A 16506-nucleotide genomic window follows, 5' to 3' on the forward strand; every position below is an offset into this window, starting at 1 on the left:
TGGTTCCTTGACGTTGCCGCAACGTCAACGTCTTCACTGGTCCCATGCGGATCGGAGAACTCGCCGACGTCGTCGGTGTCACCACGCGGGCCGTGCGGCACTACCACCATCTGGGGCTGTTGCCCGAGCCGGAGCGGCGGGCGAACGGGTATCGGGAGTACGGGCTGCGGCACGCTGTCGTGCTGGCGCGGATCCGGCGGCTGACCGAGTTGGGGCTGGGGCTCGCCGAGGTGCGGGATGTGCTGGCGGACGACGCGGGGAAGGACCTCGCCGAGGTGCTGACCGAGCTGGACGAGGATCTGGCGCGGCAGGAGGAGGCCATCCGGGAGCGGCGGGGGCGGTTGCGGGCGTTGCTGGAGGCGGAGGGCGGGCTGCCCGCCGAAGGGCCGGTGTCGCCCGAGCTGGCCGCGTTGTTCGCCGGGACCGCGCATCTGTCGGACTCGCCCATGGCCGCCAAGGACCGCGAGATCATCGCCTTCCTGGAGACGGCCATGCCCCCCGAGGCCCGGCAGCAGCTCGTGTCGTCGCTGGGGGAGGTGCTCGGCACGCCGGGAGCCGTGGCGCGGGCCGACGAGGTGTATGCCCGGCTCGACGCGCTCGCCGACGCGGAGCCGGACGATCCGCGCGTCGCAGAGGCCGCTCGGGCCCTCGCCGACTGCATTCCCCCGGGCCTGTTCCCGGAGATCGGGGAGCTCGACCACGACGGCAGTGTCCTGCGCGCCTTCTACGCGGACCTGGCCCCGGCCCAGGCGGAGGCGATCCGCCGGACGCTGCGCATCCTCACCGAGGAGCGGCGATGAGGATCGCGCGTCTGCTGGTGAGGCACGATGTGCGGCTGCTCGTGAGTCTCGTGCTGTGGGTGGTGCGGCGTACCGACGGGACGAGGAGTGGGCGGGCTTTCGGGTACGCGCGCGGGCAGGGCGCGATGATGCTGGGGTTCGGGTTCGTGTGCCTCGTCGAGACCGTCGCCATGTCCGTGCTGCTGCGGGACTGGCCGACCGCGCACGCCGTGCTTCTCTTCCTGGACGTGTACGGCATCGTCATCGTCGTCGCGCTGCACGCCTCGTCCGTCGTACGCCCGCACGTGCTGGATACGGACGACGGCTCGCTGCGGATCCGCCGGTACATCCATGTCGACCTGCGGGTGCCGCTGGAGCGGATCGCCTCGGTGCGGCGCGAGCTGCGGATGACGCACGAGCGGGCCGACGGCGAGCTGAACGTCGAGGTGGGGTCCCAGACCACCGTCACGCTCGAACTGACGGAACCCGTCACGCACGTCACCTTCTTCGGGCGGCGCCGCGAGGTGCGGGTCGTCCGCTTCCACGCCGACGACGCCGACGGTCTGGTCCGCGCCCTCGGCCGGACGCGCGTCTGAGGCCCCCGTACGCTGTCCCGGAGTTCGATCGAAGGAGTACGCGTGCTTGTCCTGCTGCCGCCGTCCGAAGGCAAGGCCTCCTCCGGCCGCGGTGCCCCGCTGAAGCCTGAGGCGCTGTCGCTGCCGGGGCTGACCGCCGCCCGGGAGGCCGTCCTCACCGAGTTGGTCGAGCTGTGCGCCGGCGACGAGGACAAGGCGCGCGAGGTGCTCGGGCTGAGCGAGGGGCTGCGGGGCGAGGTCGCCAAGAACGCGGAGCTGCGCACGGCGGGGACCCGGCCGGCCGGGGAGATCTACACCGGGGTGCTGTACGACGCCCTCGGCCTGGTGTCCCTGGACGCCTCCGCCAAGCGGCGTGCCGCGCGGTCGCTGCTGGTCTTCTCCGGGCTGTGGGGAGCGGTCCGGGTGACGGACCGGATTCCGTCCTACCGGTGCTCGATGGGTGTGAAGCTGCCGGGTCTCGGTGCGCTGGGCGCGCACTGGCGTGCGCCGATGGCGTCGGTGCTTCCCGAGGTCGCCGGGGACGGGCTGGTGCTGGATCTGCGGTCCGCCGCGTACGCCGCCGCGTGGAAGCCGAAGGGCGAGGTCGCCGGGCGGACGGCGTCCGTACGGGTGCTGCACGCGCCGACCCGGAAGGTCGTCAGCCACTTCAACAAGGCGACGAAGGGACGGATCGTGCGCAGCCTGCTGACCGCGGGGGCCGCCCCGAAGGGGCCGGCCGAGCTGGTGGAGGTGCTGCGGGATCTCGGATACGTGGTGGAGGAGACGGCGCCCGCGAAGGCGGGGCAGCCGTGGTCGCTGGATGTGCTGGTGACCGAAGTCCACTGAGCGTGTGGTTGCAGCATGCGCAATGAGCTTTGCGCATGCTGTTGAAACGGCGGCAGGATACGGCCATGGCCTCTCCCCCGCCCGCCTCCGTGCTGGACCTCGCGCCCGTCGTGCCTGTCGTCGTCGTCGAGGATGCCGTGGACGCCGTACCGCTGGCGCGGGCGCTGGTCGCCGGCGGGCTGCCCGCGATCGAGGTGACCTTGCGGACGCCGACGGCTCTGGAGGCGATCCGGGGGATCGCCGGGCGGGTGCCGGAGGCGGTGGTCGGTGCCGGGACGGTGATCAGTCCCGGGCAGGTCACGGACGCGGTGGCCGCGGGCGCCCGCTTCCTGGTCAGTCCCGGCTGGACGGACGTGCTGCTGGAGGCGATGCGGGCGTCGGACGTGCCGTTCCTGCCGGGGGTGTCGACCACCTCGGAGGTCGTGGCGCTGCTGGAGCGCGGGGTGCGGGAGATGAAGTTCTTCCCGGCCGAGGCCGCGGGCGGTACGGCATATCTGAGGTCGCTGGCGGGGCCGCTCCCGCAGGCCCGGTTCTGCCCCACGGGCGGGATCGGCCCGGCCTCCGCGCCGGACTATCTGGCCCTGCCCAACGTCGCCTGCGTGGGCGGGAGCTGGATGCTGCCGCGGGAGGCGGTCGCGGCGCGCGACTGGGGCCGTGTCGAGGCGCTGGCCCGCGAGGCGGCGGCGTTCAGCGCAGGTGTGACGTGTCGTTGAGGAGCCGGACGCTGGCGTTGCCGTCCGCGTAGTACGCGACGACCGACAAGGACGCGGCCGACAGTTCCATCCGGAACAGGGACTCCGGCGGGGCGCCGAGGGCGAGCCGGACGAACGTCTTGATCGGGGTCACGTGCGTGACGAGCAGGACGGTGCGGCCCGTGTACGCCGCGATCAGCTTGTCCCTGGTGGCGGCGATCCGGGTGGCGGTCGCCGTGAAGCTCTCGCCGCCGCCGGTGGGTTCGGCGTCCGGGGAGGCCAGCCAGGCGTTCAGGTCGTCGGGGTGGCGCTCGCGCACCTCGGCGAAGGTGAGGCCCTCCCAGGCGCCGAAGTCCGTCTCGCGCAGCCCGTCGTCGACGCTCACGTCGAGGCCGAGCCGGGCGGCGATGATACCGGCGGTCTCCCGGGTGCGGGCGAGCGGCGACGACACGATCGCCTGGATCGTGCCCCGCCGGGCGAGCAGGGCGGCGGCTCGCTCGGCCTGCTCCCGGCCGGCGTCGGAGAGAGAGGGGTCGGTACCACCACTACCGGAGAACCGCTTCTGCGGCGTCAACGGCGTCTCCCCGTGCCGCAGCAGCACGAAGGTGGCGGGGGCGCCCATGTCGGCGGGCGCCCACCCCTGGGTGGCGACGGCCTTGGCTGCACGGGCGTCGGCGTCCGCCTTGTCCGCGCGAAGGTCGGCGTCCGTCTTGCCGGCACGGGCGGCCGCGTCCGCCTTGTCCGCGCAAGCGTCAGCGCCCGCCTTGGGGGCACGCGCGTCCGCGTCCGCCTTGGCACCACGAACGTCGGAGTCCGCCCTGGCGCCACGAACATCCGCGCCCGCCCTGGCGCCACGAACGCCCTCCTCCGCCGTCACCGAGCCGACGTCAGCACCGGCCTCGGCGGGAGCCCCGCCCCCCGTCGCGACGTCCTTGGCGGCACGGGCGTCGGCATCCGCCCTCGCCGCCCGGGCATCGGCGCCCGCCCTGGCGGCACGGACGTCAGCGTCCGCGTTGGCCGCGCGAGCGTCCGCGCCCGTCCTAGCGCCACGAACGTCGGAGTCCGTCTTCGCCGAGCCGGCACCAGTGCCGGCCGACGCGCCCTCGCCGCCCCGCTGCTCTGCCGCTCCCGGGACGGAAGGCGGCACGGGAGAAGGAGGCCCGGCTTCCGGATCCGAGCCGGTCGGCGTGGCGGAGGCGGCGCGACCCGTCGCCAGGGCTTCGCGGGCCCTCGCGGCGCCCGCCGCCGCGTCACCGGGCGGGCCCTGCGGGGCGACGGACCCGGCGGAGGTGTCCAGCTCCGCCGTCGAAGTCGAAGCCGACCACTGCTCTCCCCTGGCCCCGGCGTCCATAGCCTCGTTGGCCAGCCGGTCCGCGTGCTTGTTGCGCTCTCGCGGGATCCACTCGTACGTCACGCGCCCGGGCGGGAAGATCCGGGCCGCGTCCGCGGCCAGTGGCTTCATGTCGGGGTGCTTGATCTTCCAGCGGCCCGACATCTGCTCGATCACGAGCTTGGAGTCCATCCGGACGTGCACCGTCGCGGCCGGGTCCAGTTCGTGGGCGGCGCGCAGGCCGGCGAGGAGGCCGCGGTACTCGGCGACGTTGTTCGTGGCGACGCCGAGGTACTCGGCGGCCTCCCGCAGCGTCTCGCCCGTCGCCGCGTCGCTCACCACGGCCCCGTAGCCCGCGGGCCCCGGGTTGCCCCGCGACCCGCCGTCGGCCTCGACGATGAACTCCCGCACCGCAAGGGCTCCCAGCGACCTAGAGACCGGACTCGGACGTGCGCACCAGGATGCGGCGGCAGTTCTCGCAGCGGATCACCCTGTCGGGCGCCGCGCTGCGGATCTCGCTCAGCTCCGTGATGGCGAGCTCCTGCCGGCAGCCCTGGCAGCTGCGCGCGTACAGCTTCGCCGCGCCGACGCCGCCCTGCTGCTCGCGCAGCTTCTCGTAGAGCTTGAGCAGGTCGGCGGGGATCGAACCGGCGATGACCTCGCGCTCCTTGGTGACCGTGGCGATCTCGCCGTCGATCTGCTCGAAGGCCGCGTCACGCCGCGCGGTCGCGTCGTCGATCTTCGACTGGACGGATCCGACCCGCTCGGTCAGCTCGGCGACCCGCTGCTGCGCGGACTCCCGGCGCTCCATGACCTCCAGCACCACGTCCTCCAGATCGCCCTGCCGCTTGGCGAGCGAGGCGATCTCGTGCTGGAGGTTCTCCAGGTCCTTGGGGGAGGTGACGGCGCCGGAGTCCAGGCGCTGCTGGTCGCGGGCGGCACGCTGGCGCACCTGGTCCACGTCCTGCTCGGCCTTGGTCTGCTCGCGGGCGCAGTCGCTCTCCTCGGTCTGCGCGGCCACGAGCAGGTCGCGCAGCTGGGTGTGGTCCTTGGTCAGCGACTCGATCTCGGCGTGCTCGGGCAGCGACCTCCGCCGGTGGGCCAGCTGCTGGAGGCGGACGTCGAGGTCCTGGACGTCGAGGAGACGGATCTGGTCGGCGGGCTCGGCGTTCAGTTCGGGGCTCCCAGGGGGTCAGAAGAGGAAGGCGGGCGCGAAGCGCTCGTCGGAAGGGTGGTGGCGGGCGACGGGTGGGCGGAGGCCGCGTGGGCGGTCCAGGGGTCGGTGACCGTTTTCGAGACGTGGACGCGCAGGTCCCATCCGTGCCGGTCGGAGATCTCGTCGAGCTGGCTCGCGGCCAGCTCGCACCAGGGCCACTCGGTGGCCCAGTGCGCCGCGTCGAGCAGCGCGAGGGGGCTGTGGGCGCGGGCCTCGGAGACGGGGTGGTGGCGCAGGTCCGCCGTGAGGAAGGCGTCGACGCCCGCCGCGCGTACCTGGTCGAAGAGGCTGTCGCCGGAGCCGCCGCTGACGGCTACGGTGCGCAGCACCGCCTCGGGGTCGCCGGCGACCCGGATGCCCTGCGCGGTGGCGGGCAGCCGCTCGGCGGCACGGGCGGCGAACTCGCGGACGGTCAGCGGATGGTCGAGGGCGCAGACGCGGCCCAGCCCCCGGCGGCCCTCGGGGTCGGTCGGGTCCGGTACCAGCGGCCCGGTGATCCGCAGGTCCAGGGCGCCCGCGAGGGCGTCGGAGACGCCGGGGTCGGCGGTGTCGGCGTTGGTGTGGGCGACGTGCAGCGCGATGTCGTTCTTGATGAGCGTGTGGACGACACGGCCCTTGAAGTGCGTCGCCGCGACCGTCGTCGTGCCGCGCAGATAGAGCGGGTGGTGGGTGACGAGCAGGTCGGCGCCCAGCTTCACCGCCTCGTCGACGATCTCCTGGACCGGGTCGACGGCGAACAGCACGCGCGTGACCTCCTGGTCCGGGTCGCCCACGACGGTGCCGACCGCGTCCCAGGACTCGGCCCGCTCGGCGGGCCACAGGCTCTCCAGCGCGGCGATGACTTCAGACAGACGGGGCACGGGTGCAAGGCTACCCGGCTGATCTGTGACGTTGAACCGCCACCGCCGCCCCCACTGCCGTCGTCACCGCCACCGCCCCCTGCCCCCTCACCCGGCTGTCGCCCCGCCCAGCACACAAGCCCGCACATCCTCAGGCGAATCGTTCCTGGAACACCCTTATGTGTGAAGTCGGGAGCCAGCGGATTCCCCGCCCGCACGTACGAAAACTACGTTCGTCACTGGAGGTGACCGAACGATGACAGCGTGTGTGATCGAGCCTTCGGCGGGACACGAGGACGCCGAGGCCGCGCCGGCAGGATGCACACTCACCGCGGACGGTGCCTACGCCGCACGCCTCGCGTCGGCCGGCGACTCCTGGTTCCCGGAGCGCTGGACCCTGGACGGTCCCGAGCCGTACGCGGTGCCCCTGCCCCGCAACCAGCCGGAGGAACCCGGCACCGAGGTGCAGCCGATGGGCGACGGGCGGGTCCTCATCCACCGCCTGGTGGCCGGGCGGCACGCCTTCTCGCTGCTGTACCCGACCGGGCCCGGCACCGGCGAGCTGGCCCTGGGCGTGGTCGAGTGCCCGGACGACACGGCCCGGCTGCGGCTGCTGCCGCCCGCTCCCGGCGGCCGGCGGGCGTACGCCCTGGCCGTCGGCCCGCGTTCGACGACGGTGTGGCTGGTGGCGGGCGGTGCCTTCGGGCCCGAGCGGCTGGCCGAGTTGCCCGGCCGCTGCTCGGGCGGGGTCTGGCTGGACCGTACGGGGCGGCTGCTGGCACTGGACCGGGAGACGGGCGGACGCACCAAGGCCGTCGTGGTGGACCTGGAGCGCGGCGGCGAGGTGTCGCCGCTGCTCCAGATCGCCGCCGACAGCGACGACCGGCTGCTGCTCGCCGACCACGACAGCGGGCTGCTGCTCATCCGCTCGGACGCGCCCTCGCCGGGGCAGGACCGGCTGGGCTGGGGTGTCCTGGGCAGCACAATGCCGGTGCGCTTCCCGGAGTGCCTGCGACTGCGGGACTGCACCGTCACGCCGTTCGCGATCCAGCCGGGGCAGATGCTGACGCCGGAGAGCTGCGCGGTGGCGCTGCGCGTCGACGGGCCGCGCGGCAGGTGGGTCGGCGTGTGGCGGCCGTCCGAGCGGCGGGTGCACCATCTCCCGGCGCCCGAGGGGTGGCTGGCGGGCACCGGCCTGTGGACGCCGGAGGGGGTGCTGCGTCTGCCGTACGCGACGGAGGCCGTGCCGTGCGGCGTGGCACAGGTGAGCCCGCCCGCGGCCGAAGCACCCGAGCCCGGCGCGCCCCCGGCGACAGGACACCCCCCGGAACCGGAACCCATTGCACCAGGACACCCCCCGGCTCCGGAACCCTCCGGGAACCCCCCGCAGCCGGCACGGCCCGCACAACCCGAACACCCCCCGCAGTCCCCACAACCCACCCCACCGGCCGATCCCGCTCCACCCCCGGCCCCCTCCACCCCCCGCCCGGTCCCGCTGCAACAGGCGCCATTGGGACGGCTTGTAACGAACTAGTGCCGGTTGGCGTGGCCGCCTGGATCCGGGGTGCGGGGTGCCGGTTAAACTCGCCCGGCTGTAAGAAAGATCATGTTGACGGGGTGAATTCCATCCGATGAGCGACGCCAGCACGAACCAGCCGCGCAATGCCGACGTCCAGGAGATCGCCGCCGGCCACGGCCGGCACCGTGGCGAGGTCTCCACGCAGGACAGCGAGACGGCTCCGCGCGGCCGTCACCGCAAGCCGGTGGCGGAGACCGAGCGGACCGAGACGGCGGCCTGACGGAACGTCAGTGACCGGACGGTGAACGGTCCCACCCCTATGTGACGGGTGGGGCCGTTTCCCGTTCTTCACCGCGCCTCAGCCCCTGGCGTCAGCCGCGCCTCAGCCCCGGTCCTCAGTCGCGCTTCAGCCCCAGCACCTCCGCCGCCGCGAACGTCTCCCCCGCCGGCCGGTCCGCGTAGTACGGCCCGAGGACGGCCTCCAGTTCGTCGTACGTGAAGGTGTCCTGCTTGGTGTCGAACCGGGCGGCGACGCGCGGCCGTTCGACGACGGCCACCATGCCGCCGTGCACCACGAGGAGCTGTCCGTTCACATGGGCGGCGGCGGGCGAGGCCAGATAGCCGACGAGCGGGGCGACGTGCTCGGGGGCGAGCGGGTCGAGGCCGCCCGCGGAGGGCTGTTCGACACCCGCGAAGACGTCCTCGGTCATCCGGGTGCGGGCGCGCGGGCAGATCGCGTTGGCCGTGACGCCGTACTTGCCGAGGGCGAGGGCCGTGGAGGTGGTCAGGCCGACGATCCCGCCCTTGGCGGCTGCGTAGTTGGGCTGCCCGGCGGAGCCGGCGAGGAACGCCTCGGAGGAGGTGTTCACGATCCGCCCGTACACCGGCTCCCCGGCCCGCTTGGACCGCTCCCGCCAGTGGGCGGCGGCGAACCGGATGGTGTTGAAGTGCCCCTTGAGGTGCACGCGGAGCACGGCGTCCCACTCCTCCTCGGCCATCGAGAACACCATGCGGTCGCGCAGGATGCCCGCGTTGTTGACGAGGATGTCGAGCTTGCCGAACTCGGCGACGGCCGACTCGACCAGTTCGCGCGCCTGCCCGAAGTCGGAGACGTCGCCGGTGTGTGCGAGCGCGCTCCCGCCCGCCGCGCGGATCTCGGCGGCGACCTCCTCGGCGGGCCCGGCCGAGGCCTCGCCGGTGCCGTCGCGGCCGGGCTGCCCGTAGTCGTTGACGACCACGGCGGCGCCGAGCCGGGCGAGTTCCAGCGCCTCGGCACGGCCGAGCCCACGGCCCGCACCCGTGACGATCGCGGACAGTCCCTTCAGCGGCAGCGGCATGGCGGTGTCCTCACATCTCGATGCACGTACGCAGGGCGGTCCCGGTCCGCATCTGGTCCAGGGCCTCGTTGATGTCGGCGAAGGGGACCCGGTGGGTGATCAGGCCCGCCAGGTCGACACGGCCCGCGCGCCACAGGGCGATGGTGCGTTCGTAGGAGCGCAGGATGTCGCCGCCGCCGTACATGGACGGCAGGATCCGCTTCTCGTCGAAGAACAGCTCGAACATGTTCAGCTGGAGGAAGTCGTCCATGGCGCCCGCGCCGACCACGACGAGGGTGCCGCCGCGCCGGGTGGTGTCGTAGGCGGTCCGTGCCGTGGCGGACTTGCCGACGACCTCGAAGACGTAGTCGAACCCCTCACCGGCGGTGACCTGCTGCTTGGCGTCGGGCAGTTCGTCGGGCGAGACGGCCTTCGTGGCCCCGAACCGCAGGGCCGCCTCACGCCGGGAGACGACCGGATCGACGGCGACGATCTCGGCGGCCCCGCGCAGCCGGGCCCCCTGGATCACGGAGATGCCCACGCCCCCGCACCCGATGACCGCCACCGACGAACCGGCCTCCACGTCGGCCGTGTTGAGCGCGGCGCCCAGACCGGTCGTCACCCCGCAGCCGATGAGGGCGGCGATGTCGAAGGGCAGGTCGTCGGGTATCGGCACCGCGCACCCGGCGTCGACGACGACCTCCTCGGTGAACGTACCGGTGCCGGCCATGCCGAAGACGTCCCCGGCGGGCCGCCTGAAGTTGGGGGTGCCCGCGTTCATGAACCCGGCCAGGCACAGCTCGGTCTGTCCGCGCTTGCAGGCGGGGCAGGCGCCGCAGGCGGGCAGCCAGCACACGACGACCCGGTCACCGGCCGTCAAGTGGCCGACGCCTTCGCCGACTTCGAGGATCTCGCCCGCCCCCTCGTGCCCGGGGACGAACGGCCCGGGCTGCGGCAGCACCCCGCTCATCGCCGACAGGTCCGAGTGGCACAACCCCGTGGCGCGCACCCGGATCCGCACCTTGCCGGGTCCGAACCCCACCGCCTCGACGTCGTCGAGGACCTCCAGCTTGTCCTGGCCGATCTCGTGCAGTACGGCTGCGCGCATGGTGCGGCTCCCCTCGTACGGCGTTCTGGACTCAGGTGTGTTCGACGATGGTGTCGGCGAGGACGGGCGTGTCGTCCCTCTCGGCGGCGCTCACGGCGACCCGGACCTCGCCGTCCCGGCGCCACATGCGGATCCGCAGCGTCTCCCCCGGGTAGACGACCCCGGCGAACCGGGTGGCGTACGACCGGACCCGGGTCACGTCCCCGTCGAGCAGCGTGCCGACGACCGCCTTGAGCGTCATGCCGTAGGTGCACAGCCCGTGCAGGATGGGCCGGTCGAACCCGGCGCGCTTGGCGAAATCGGGGTCGGCGTGCAGTGGGTTCCAGTCGCCGGAGAGGCGGTAGAGCAGGGCCTGGTCCTCGCGGACGTGCCGCTCGACGACCCGGTCCGGCTCACCGGCGGGCGGATCGAGCCGGGTGGACGGGCCGCGGTCGCCGCCCCAGCCGCCCTCTCCCCGTACGTAGATCTGCGCGTCGTTGGTCCACAACGGCCCGTCGTCGTCGGCGACTTCCGTCCGCATGACGAGGACGGCCGCCTTGCCCTTGTCGTACACGGCGGCGATCCGGCCGGTGGCCCTCGCGCGCCCCCGGGCCGGGATGGGGCGATGGATCCTCAGGCTCTGCCCGCCATGGAGGACGCGGGCGAGGTCGACCTCGACGCCGGGCATGGACAGGCCGCTGATCACCCCGGGGGATCCGGCGCCCGCGACGGTGGCGAAGCTCGGCAGGACGTGCAGCCGGGACTCCAGGGCGTAGCGCAGCTCGTCGGGGTCGGTGGCGGGGACGCCCGCGCCGATGCCCAGGTGGTAGAGCTGCACGTCCTTGTGGTCCCAGGAGAGCTCGCCGGTCCGGGGTTCGGCGGCGAGCGCCTTGGCTGCGTCGATGGGCATGGGGCTCCTGATCGCCGAGGGAAAGACCTCGGCACGGCCGTCCGCACCGTCGGCCGCGCCGAGGCCTGTCTGGGGCCGAACTGGAACGCGTTCCAGTCCTGCGCCCTCTGTATAGCCCAGGCCCCCACACTTGTGAAGGCTCCTGACGCCATGTCAGATCGTGGCGAGGTCGGGGGCAGGCCGATGACATTTGTCCTGCCGAACTCCGTACAACCGCATCTGCCCCCGGCCACCGCGGATCCGTAGCGTCACTGCCATGACCACGCAGACCCAGCGAGCCGTCAGGCGCCGCTTCGAGGCGACCCGGGCGGCCGTCCGGCAGGCCCGGGAGCACCGGCGCTCCTACGCCGCGAACAAGACGCGGCTCAAGGCCGAGTGGCGAGCCGCCCGGAGAGCGGGCGAGCTCCCCGAGCACCCCGGTCCGCCGCCCAGCGGGGTCACCCTGCTGCCGTGGTTGCTGATGGGGATGGGCGCCTTCTCCAACCTCTTCCAGGACCGGACGCCGAACCCGTGGATCGGCGGGCTCGGCCTGCTCGCCTTCAACACCCTCTACATCTACGTGGCGTTCCGCTCGTTCCACAGGGAGAAGCGCGAGGCCCGCTCCACCCGGGTGGCCCACGTCCTGCTGACGGCCGTGACCTGCGCGCTCGCCGCCGGCTACGGCGGCAACTGGCTGCTGCTCTTCCCCCTGCTCGGCCTCGCGACGGGCGCGGCCCTGCGCCTGTCCTACCTGCGGCCCGCGGGTACGGCGGTGGCGGTGCTGGCCGGTGCGGTGTCCTGCTTCCACGACGGCTGGGGCGGCCTCGACACCGCGTACGCCACGTGGATCTCTACGATGGTGACGGCGGCGATCATGCGGCTCTCCGAGGCGGTGCGCGAACTGCGCGCGGCCCGCGAGGAACTGGCCCGCCGGGCGGTCGAGAAGGAGCGGCTCCGCTTCTCCCGTGACCTGCACGATCTGCTCGGGCACACGATGTCGGTGATCGTCGTGAAGTCGGAGGCGGCCCGTCGCCTGGCCGCCCGCGATCTGGATGCCGCGCTGGCCCAGATCACGGACATCGAGTCCGTGGGCCGCCAGGCGCTGACGGAGATCCGGGAGGCCGTGACCGGCTACCGCCAGGGCAGCCTGAACACGGAACTGGACCGCGCGCACTCGGCCCTGACGGCGGCGGGCATCACCCTCGCCGTGACCCGCTCGGGCCCTCAGCCCGGGCCGCAGGCCGAGGCGCTGCTGGGGTGGGTGGTACGGGAGGCGGTCACGAACGTCGTGCGGCACAGCGGGGCGGGCCGTTGCGAGATCACGCTGTCGGGTGGGGCGGAGCGGGTGCGGCTGTCCGTGGTGGACGACGGGGTCGGGGCGGTCGCCGACGGCACGGGCGGGAGCGGTGAGGCATGCGGCGGGCCCGAAGGTGTGGGCGGTGGGCCCGGCGGCGCGGGTGCCCGCGCCGGCACGGGGCTGACAGGCCTGACGGAGCGTCTCGCCGCGGCGGGCGGTTCGCTGACGGCGGGGCCGCAGGCCAGGGGCGGATTCGCCGTGTCGGCGGAACTCCCGCTCGATGCCGACGCGACGGACGTGCGCTCGGCCGTGGCGGAACGGGCGTGACGGTTCGCCTCACGACGCCGCAGGGCCGGTCCGGGGGCCGGTTGTTCGTCCCCGGCGAGCGGGGGGCGGGACGCCGTACGCCCCACGTCGGCGTGTACGTTGGCCGATGGTCCGCGCCACACGTACACGTGGACGGCGCCGGCAACTGCTAGGGGAAATGGAGCACATGGCACGCGTCGCCGTCATCACCGCGCCGAACATCGGGTACCGCAACACCGGCATGCTGACCGTCGACTTGGCGTTCGAGTCCCTGCGGCGGCGTATGACCCCCGAGATCGACGCCACCTGGTACACCCTGCACACGCCGGAGACCGTGCCCCTGCGCGAGTGCGCGCGAGGCACCGGCTTCCCGTTCCGTTTCCACCCCCTGGCCGAGCACCTCGACACGCTCCGCGACCACGACGCGGTCGTCTTCTGGGGCGACTTCCTCCACACCCGGCACTACCTGGAGCAGGACGCGACCAACCGCCTGCTCGACTTCGGTTTCGCCGAGGACCGTGACGCGGCCAGGAGCCTGCTGAACCGCACCCTGCTGTTCGCGGACCAGCCGGACGAGCTCCTCGCGCGGACCCTCAGCTACGGCGGGACGATCCTGCACAACTCGCAGTCCGACTACGAGGACTTCGAGGACAAGGAATACGGCCCCCTGTTCTCACGCCTGGTGACGCGCAGCCGCCGCGTGTGGGTGCGTGACCCGCTCTCGGCCGCGAAGATCGCGCACCTGCGCCGGGACCGTACCACCGACTACTTCGGTTCGGACGCGGCGCTGCTGTCCCGCCCGGGCGACCTCGACCACCTCCCCACGACGGAATGGTCCCGGGCGGTCCCGGACGGCGGTGCGATCGGCGTGTTCCTCGGTGCCCGGACGCGGATCCCCGAGTGGCTGCCCGCCTTCTGCCGGGACCTGTCCGAGCGTCTGGGCGCCCCGCTCGAATGGCTGCCCTGGTTCGACCGGGACATCCCCGCTCCGGTCGGCCACATCGCGCAGCGCCCGGGCCCGCACACCATCGGGGACCTGGTGGGGGTCCTCCCCCGCTACCGCCTGGTCATCACGGACACCTACCACCTGTGCGTCAACGCCTGGGGCGCCGGCACCCCCGCGGTGTGCGTCGGCGCGCCCGAGCCGGCCCCCAAGACCCACGACGACTACCTGACGCTGAGCGATGTGAAGAAGCACGTCTTCCACATGGCTTACGACGCGACGGACTTCTACGTGTCGACCCTCCCCGACAGCCGGGAGGGCCACGAGCGGCGCATCGGCCGGCTGGCACGCCTGGTGGAGGGCGGCGGGGCCGAGGCCGTGGCCAGCCGCATCCGCGATCACGCCGACCATTCGGCGGCCGCGTTCACCGGGACGCTGGCCTCGTTGCTCGACGCGCCCGGCCCCACCCTTGCCCCGTGACCGACAGACCCGTCCGCGTGCTGCTCGCGGAGGACCAGGGCATGCTGCGCGGTGCGCTCGCGCTGCTGCTCGGGATGGAGGCCGACATCGAGGTCGTCGCCCAGGTGGGGGCCGGTGACGCGATCCTGGACGCGGCGCTCACCCACCGCCCCGACGTCGCGCTCCTCGACATCGAACTCCCGGGAAAGAGCGGCCTGGACGCCGCCGCCGAGCTGCGCGACCGGGTGCCCGGCTGCCGCGTGCTGATCCTCACCACCTTCGGCCGGCCCGGCTATCTGCGCCGTGCCATGGAGGCGGGAGCGGCCGGCTTCCTCGTGAAGGACGGCCCCGTGGAGGAACTCGCCGCCGCGATCCGCCGCGTCCTGGCCGGCGAGACCGTCGTCGACCCCGCCCTCGCCACGGCCGCACTCAGCGCCGGCCCCAACCCCCTCACCGCCCGCGAGAGCGACGCCCTCAAGGCCTGTGCGGACGGCGCGACGGTCGCCGACATCGCCGGCAGACTCCACCTCTCGGAGTCCACCGTCCGCAACTACCTCTCCTCCGCCATCGGCAAGACAGGCACCCGCAACCGCACGGAGGCCCTGCGCGAGGCCCGCCGCCAGGGCTGGCTGTGAGAACTCAGCCCCGCCGGAACAACGCCGTCCACAGAAAGCCCACACCGAACCACGCTCCGGCACCGCCGGCGAACACGTGAGGTCGAACACCCCCCCGGGAGCCAGGACGTCGTCCAGCAGCGCCAGGTAGCCGATCCGCCGGTGCGGAGGCAGGTGGTGGAAGCAGCCGGAGTCGTGGACGAGGTCGTACGGCCCGGTGAGTTCCGTACCGGCGAGCGCGAACGCGTCCCCGCAGTGGAACCGTACGCCCTCCACCCACGCCTCACGGGCCGCCCCCGCCGCGGACGCCGCGACGCGCGCTGATGTCCCGCCGTCGGCAGTTCTAGGGTTCCCGTGCCGTCCGCGGCAGCCAGACCCACATCAGCAGCACTCCCACCGCCAGCACCCAGGCCCCCACCCGGAACGCCAGGGCGTACCCCTCCGTCAGCGCCGCCGGCGTTCCGCTCCCCGCCGACCGGGCCGCCGCGAGGGTGGACAGGACTGCCAGGCCCAGGGAACCGCCCATCGTGCGGGAGGTGTTGACGAGCCCGGAGACCAGCCCTGCCTCCTCCGGCGCCGACCCGGACGTGGCCAGGGAGGCCAGCGGCGTCGCCGCCAGACCCGCGCCGAGCATCATCAGGAAGCCGGGAACCAGGATCGTCGTCGCGTACGCGCCCTCGGGGGTCATCGTCGACTGCCAGCCGAAGCCCACCACCGCGACCAGCGTCCCCAGCGCCGCCACGTTCCGCGGCCCCAGCCCGCGCATGAGCCGGGGCGCGAGCTTGGAGCCCAGGATGACGGCCAGGGAGCTGGGCACCAGGGCGAGCCCGGCCTCCAGCGGGGTGTAGCCCAGGACGTTCTGCGCGTACAGGGTCATGAAGAACCACATGCAGAACATCGCGGAGCCGCACAGGAACATCGCCGTGTTCGCCGACGACACCGGCCGCAGCCGCAGCAGCCCGAGCGGCATCAGCGGACTCTCCGTCCGGGCCTCGACCGCGAGGAACAGCCCGATCAGCGCCAGCCCGGCGAGCAGCGGCAGCAGCGTGGCCGTCGCCGTCCAGCCCGCCGCCTCCGTCTGGGAGATGCCGTAGGCCAGCGTGCCGAGCCCGCCCGTCACGAGCAGCGCGCCCGGCAGGTCGAGCCGCCGTCCGTCACCGGCCCGGCCCTCGGTGAGGAACCAGGCGGCCGCGCACAGCACCACCGCCCCCACGGGCACGTTGATCAGCAGCACCCACCGCCACGACAGCGTCTCCACCAGCAGCCCGCCGACCAGGCCGCCCGCCGCGCCACCACCGGCACCGACCGCCGTCCAGGTCCCGATGGCCCGGGCCCGGGCGGCGCCCTCCGGCACCGAGTCCGTGAGGATCGTCAGCGTCGCGGGCGCCAGCACCGCCGCCCCGAGCCCCTGCACGGCCCGCGCCACCAGCAGCTGCCAGTCGTCCTGCGCCAGCCCGCCCGCCAGCGAGGCCAGGGTGAACAGGCCGAGCCCCACGAGGAACATCCGCTTGCGGCCGTAGAGGTCCCCGGCCCGCCCGCCGAGCAGCATGAACCCGGCGAAGGCGATGGAGTAGGCGTTCACCACCCATTGCAGGCCCTGCTCGCTCAGTCCGAGCCCGGTCCGCATCGACGGCAGCGCCACGTTGACCACGGACACGTCCAGCACGACGAGGAACTGCCCGGCACACGTGAGCGCGACCACGAGCCAGGTGGGAGGCGCGGAACGGCGAGACGTACGGGTCGGTGGGGTGGCTTGGAGCATGGGTGTCATGCTCTCAACCACTCCATGCTCCTGGCAT

At 73.4% G+C, this 16506-nt stretch carries 16 protein-coding genes and 1 pseudogene; 9 read left to right on the plus strand and 8 right to left on the minus strand.

Annotated elements, in window-relative coordinates:
* The first annotated feature begins 44 nt into the window (after nucleotides 1-44).
* The 4 genes from PV963_RS13490 (at nucleotide 45) to eda (ending at nucleotide 2913) form a co-directional block, all read left to right on the plus strand.
* Nucleotides 45-800, plus strand: coding sequence for a MerR family transcriptional regulator (locus PV963_RS13490; protein ID WP_274815910.1), 756 nt, complete (start codon nucleotides 45-47; stop codon nucleotides 798-800).
* Nucleotides 797-1375 (plus strand): hypothetical protein, encoded by a 579-nt coding sequence (locus PV963_RS13495; protein ID WP_274815911.1) that lies wholly within the window; start codon nucleotides 797-799, stop codon nucleotides 1373-1375. The genes PV963_RS13490 and PV963_RS13495 overlap by 4 nt, the downstream gene beginning before the upstream one ends.
* A gap of 42 nt (nucleotides 1376-1417) precedes the next feature.
* A complete protein-coding gene (gene yaaA, locus PV963_RS13500) occupies nucleotides 1418-2200 on the plus strand; it encodes a peroxide stress protein YaaA (RefSeq protein ID WP_274815913.1) in 783 nt (260 codons plus the stop codon).
* Nucleotides 2201-2265: 65 nt separating this feature from the next.
* Nucleotides 2266-2913, plus strand: coding sequence for a bifunctional 4-hydroxy-2-oxoglutarate aldolase/2-dehydro-3-deoxy-phosphogluconate aldolase (eda, locus tag PV963_RS13505; RefSeq protein WP_274815914.1), 648 nt, complete (start codon nucleotides 2266-2268; stop codon nucleotides 2911-2913).
* Here eda and PV963_RS13510 read toward each other — a convergent pair.
* Genes PV963_RS13510 through PV963_RS13520 form a run of 3 tightly spaced genes read right to left on the minus strand, consistent with a single transcriptional unit; the run spans nucleotide 2888 to nucleotide 6298 of the window.
* Nucleotides 2888-4633, minus strand: coding sequence for a histidine phosphatase family protein (locus PV963_RS13510; protein ID WP_274815915.1), 1746 nt, complete (start codon nucleotides 4631-4633; stop codon nucleotides 2888-2890). The genes eda and PV963_RS13510 overlap by 26 nt on opposite strands.
* A gap of 19 nt (nucleotides 4634-4652) precedes the next feature.
* Nucleotides 4653-5396, minus strand: coding sequence for a zinc ribbon domain-containing protein (locus tag PV963_RS13515; protein WP_342456436.1), 744 nt, complete (start codon nucleotides 5394-5396; stop codon nucleotides 4653-4655).
* Nucleotides 5393-6298 carry a Nif3-like dinuclear metal center hexameric protein gene (locus PV963_RS13520; RefSeq protein WP_274815918.1) on the minus strand — a complete coding sequence of 302 codons (906 nt, stop codon included), beginning with the start codon at nucleotides 6296-6298 and terminating at the stop codon, nucleotides 5393-5395. Before PV963_RS13520 ends, PV963_RS13515 begins: the two co-directional genes overlap by 4 nt.
* Before the next feature lie 235 nt (nucleotides 6299-6533).
* Here PV963_RS13520 and PV963_RS13525 point away from each other — a divergent pair, with 235 nt between their 5' ends.
* Complete coding sequence (locus tag PV963_RS13525) at nucleotides 6534-7811, plus strand: hypothetical protein (protein ID WP_274815919.1); 1278 nt, start codon at nucleotides 6534-6536, stop codon at nucleotides 7809-7811.
* Between the two features lie 97 nt (nucleotides 7812-7908).
* On the plus strand, nucleotides 7909-8076 hold the full coding sequence (locus PV963_RS13530) for a hypothetical protein (RefSeq protein ID WP_274815920.1): 168 nt from the start codon (nucleotides 7909-7911) through the stop codon (nucleotides 8074-8076).
* 115 nt (nucleotides 8077-8191) lie between these two features.
* On the opposite strand, the gene PV963_RS13535 is transcribed toward PV963_RS13530, so the two are convergent.
* Genes PV963_RS13535 through PV963_RS13545 form a run of 3 tightly spaced genes read right to left on the minus strand, consistent with a single transcriptional unit; the run spans nucleotide 8192 to nucleotide 11109 of the window.
* Nucleotides 8192-9133: a 3-oxoacyl-ACP reductase gene (locus PV963_RS13535; RefSeq protein WP_274815921.1), complete on the minus strand. Its 942-nt coding sequence runs from the start codon at nucleotides 9131-9133 to the stop codon at nucleotides 8192-8194.
* A 10-nt stretch (nucleotides 9134-9143) separates the two neighbouring features.
* A complete protein-coding gene (locus PV963_RS13540; RefSeq protein ID WP_274815922.1) occupies nucleotides 9144-10220 on the minus strand; it encodes a Zn-dependent alcohol dehydrogenase in 1077 nt (358 codons plus the stop codon).
* A gap of 31 nt (nucleotides 10221-10251) precedes the next feature.
* The gene (locus tag PV963_RS13545) at nucleotides 10252-11109 is read right to left on the minus strand and encodes a MaoC/PaaZ C-terminal domain-containing protein (RefSeq protein ID WP_274815923.1); all 858 of its coding nucleotides are present in this window, start codon (nucleotides 11107-11109) and stop codon (nucleotides 10252-10254) included.
* Nucleotides 11110-11365: 256 nt separating this feature from the next.
* Between PV963_RS13545 and PV963_RS13550 the strand changes: the two genes are divergently transcribed.
* From PV963_RS13550 to PV963_RS13560, 3 genes are all read left to right on the plus strand, one after another.
* Entirely contained in the window at nucleotides 11366-12712 is a 1347-nt protein-coding gene (locus PV963_RS13550; RefSeq protein WP_274815924.1) for a sensor histidine kinase, read from the plus strand.
* Nucleotides 12713-12878: 166 nt separating this feature from the next.
* Nucleotides 12879-14114: a polysaccharide pyruvyl transferase family protein gene (locus PV963_RS13555; protein ID WP_274815925.1), complete on the plus strand. Its 1236-nt coding sequence runs from the start codon at nucleotides 12879-12881 to the stop codon at nucleotides 14112-14114.
* Nucleotides 14111-14728: a response regulator transcription factor gene (locus tag PV963_RS13560; protein ID WP_274815926.1), complete on the plus strand. Its 618-nt coding sequence runs from the start codon at nucleotides 14111-14113 to the stop codon at nucleotides 14726-14728. The genes PV963_RS13555 and PV963_RS13560 overlap by 4 nt, the downstream gene beginning before the upstream one ends.
* Before the next feature lie 63 nt (nucleotides 14729-14791).
* Here PV963_RS13560 and PV963_RS13565 read toward each other — a convergent pair.
* Together PV963_RS13565 and PV963_RS13570 are read right to left on the minus strand one after the other, a co-directional pair.
* Nucleotides 14792-15010, minus strand: a pseudogene (locus tag PV963_RS13565) (SAM-dependent methyltransferase); the annotation flags it as partial.
* A gap of 40 nt (nucleotides 15011-15050) precedes the next feature.
* The gene (locus PV963_RS13570; protein WP_274815927.1) at nucleotides 15051-16478 is read right to left on the minus strand and encodes an MFS transporter; all 1428 of its coding nucleotides are present in this window, start codon (nucleotides 16476-16478) and stop codon (nucleotides 15051-15053) included.
* Between the last annotated feature and the right edge of the window lie 28 nt (nucleotides 16479-16506).

It is taken from the genome of Streptomyces coeruleorubidus, from assembly GCF_028885415.1.
Taxonomy (GTDB): domain Bacteria; phylum Actinomycetota; class Actinomycetes; order Streptomycetales; family Streptomycetaceae; genus Streptomyces; species Streptomyces coeruleorubidus_A.

Coding starts and splice junctions, on each gene's coding strand:
- PV963_RS13545 (WP_274815923.1), bottom strand. CDS start 11,109: ATGCCCATCGACGCAGCCAAGGCGCTCGCCGCCGAACCCCGGACCGGC.
- PV963_RS13490 (WP_274815910.1), top strand. CDS start 45: ATGCGGATCGGAGAACTCGCCGACGTCGTCGGTGTCACCACGCGGGCC.
- PV963_RS13555 (WP_274815925.1), top strand. CDS start 12,879: ATGGCACGCGTCGCCGTCATCACCGCGCCGAACATCGGGTACCGCAAC.
- PV963_RS13495 (WP_274815911.1), top strand. CDS start 797: ATGAGGATCGCGCGTCTGCTGGTGAGGCACGATGTGCGGCTGCTCGTG.
- PV963_RS13570 (WP_274815927.1), bottom strand. CDS start 16,478: ATGACACCCATGCTCCAAGCCACCCCACCGACCCGTACGTCTCGCCGT.
- PV963_RS13525 (WP_274815919.1), top strand. CDS start 6,534: ATGACAGCGTGTGTGATCGAGCCTTCGGCGGGACACGAGGACGCCGAG.
- PV963_RS13530 (WP_274815920.1), top strand. CDS start 7,909: ATGAGCGACGCCAGCACGAACCAGCCGCGCAATGCCGACGTCCAGGAG.
- PV963_RS13535 (WP_274815921.1), bottom strand. CDS start 9,133: ATGCCGCTGCCGCTGAAGGGACTGTCCGCGATCGTCACGGGTGCGGGC.
- PV963_RS13540 (WP_274815922.1), bottom strand. CDS start 10,220: ATGCGCGCAGCCGTACTGCACGAGATCGGCCAGGACAAGCTGGAGGTC.
- eda (WP_274815914.1), top strand. CDS start 2,266: ATGGCCTCTCCCCCGCCCGCCTCCGTGCTGGACCTCGCGCCCGTCGTG.
- PV963_RS13550 (WP_274815924.1), top strand. CDS start 11,366: ATGACCACGCAGACCCAGCGAGCCGTCAGGCGCCGCTTCGAGGCGACC.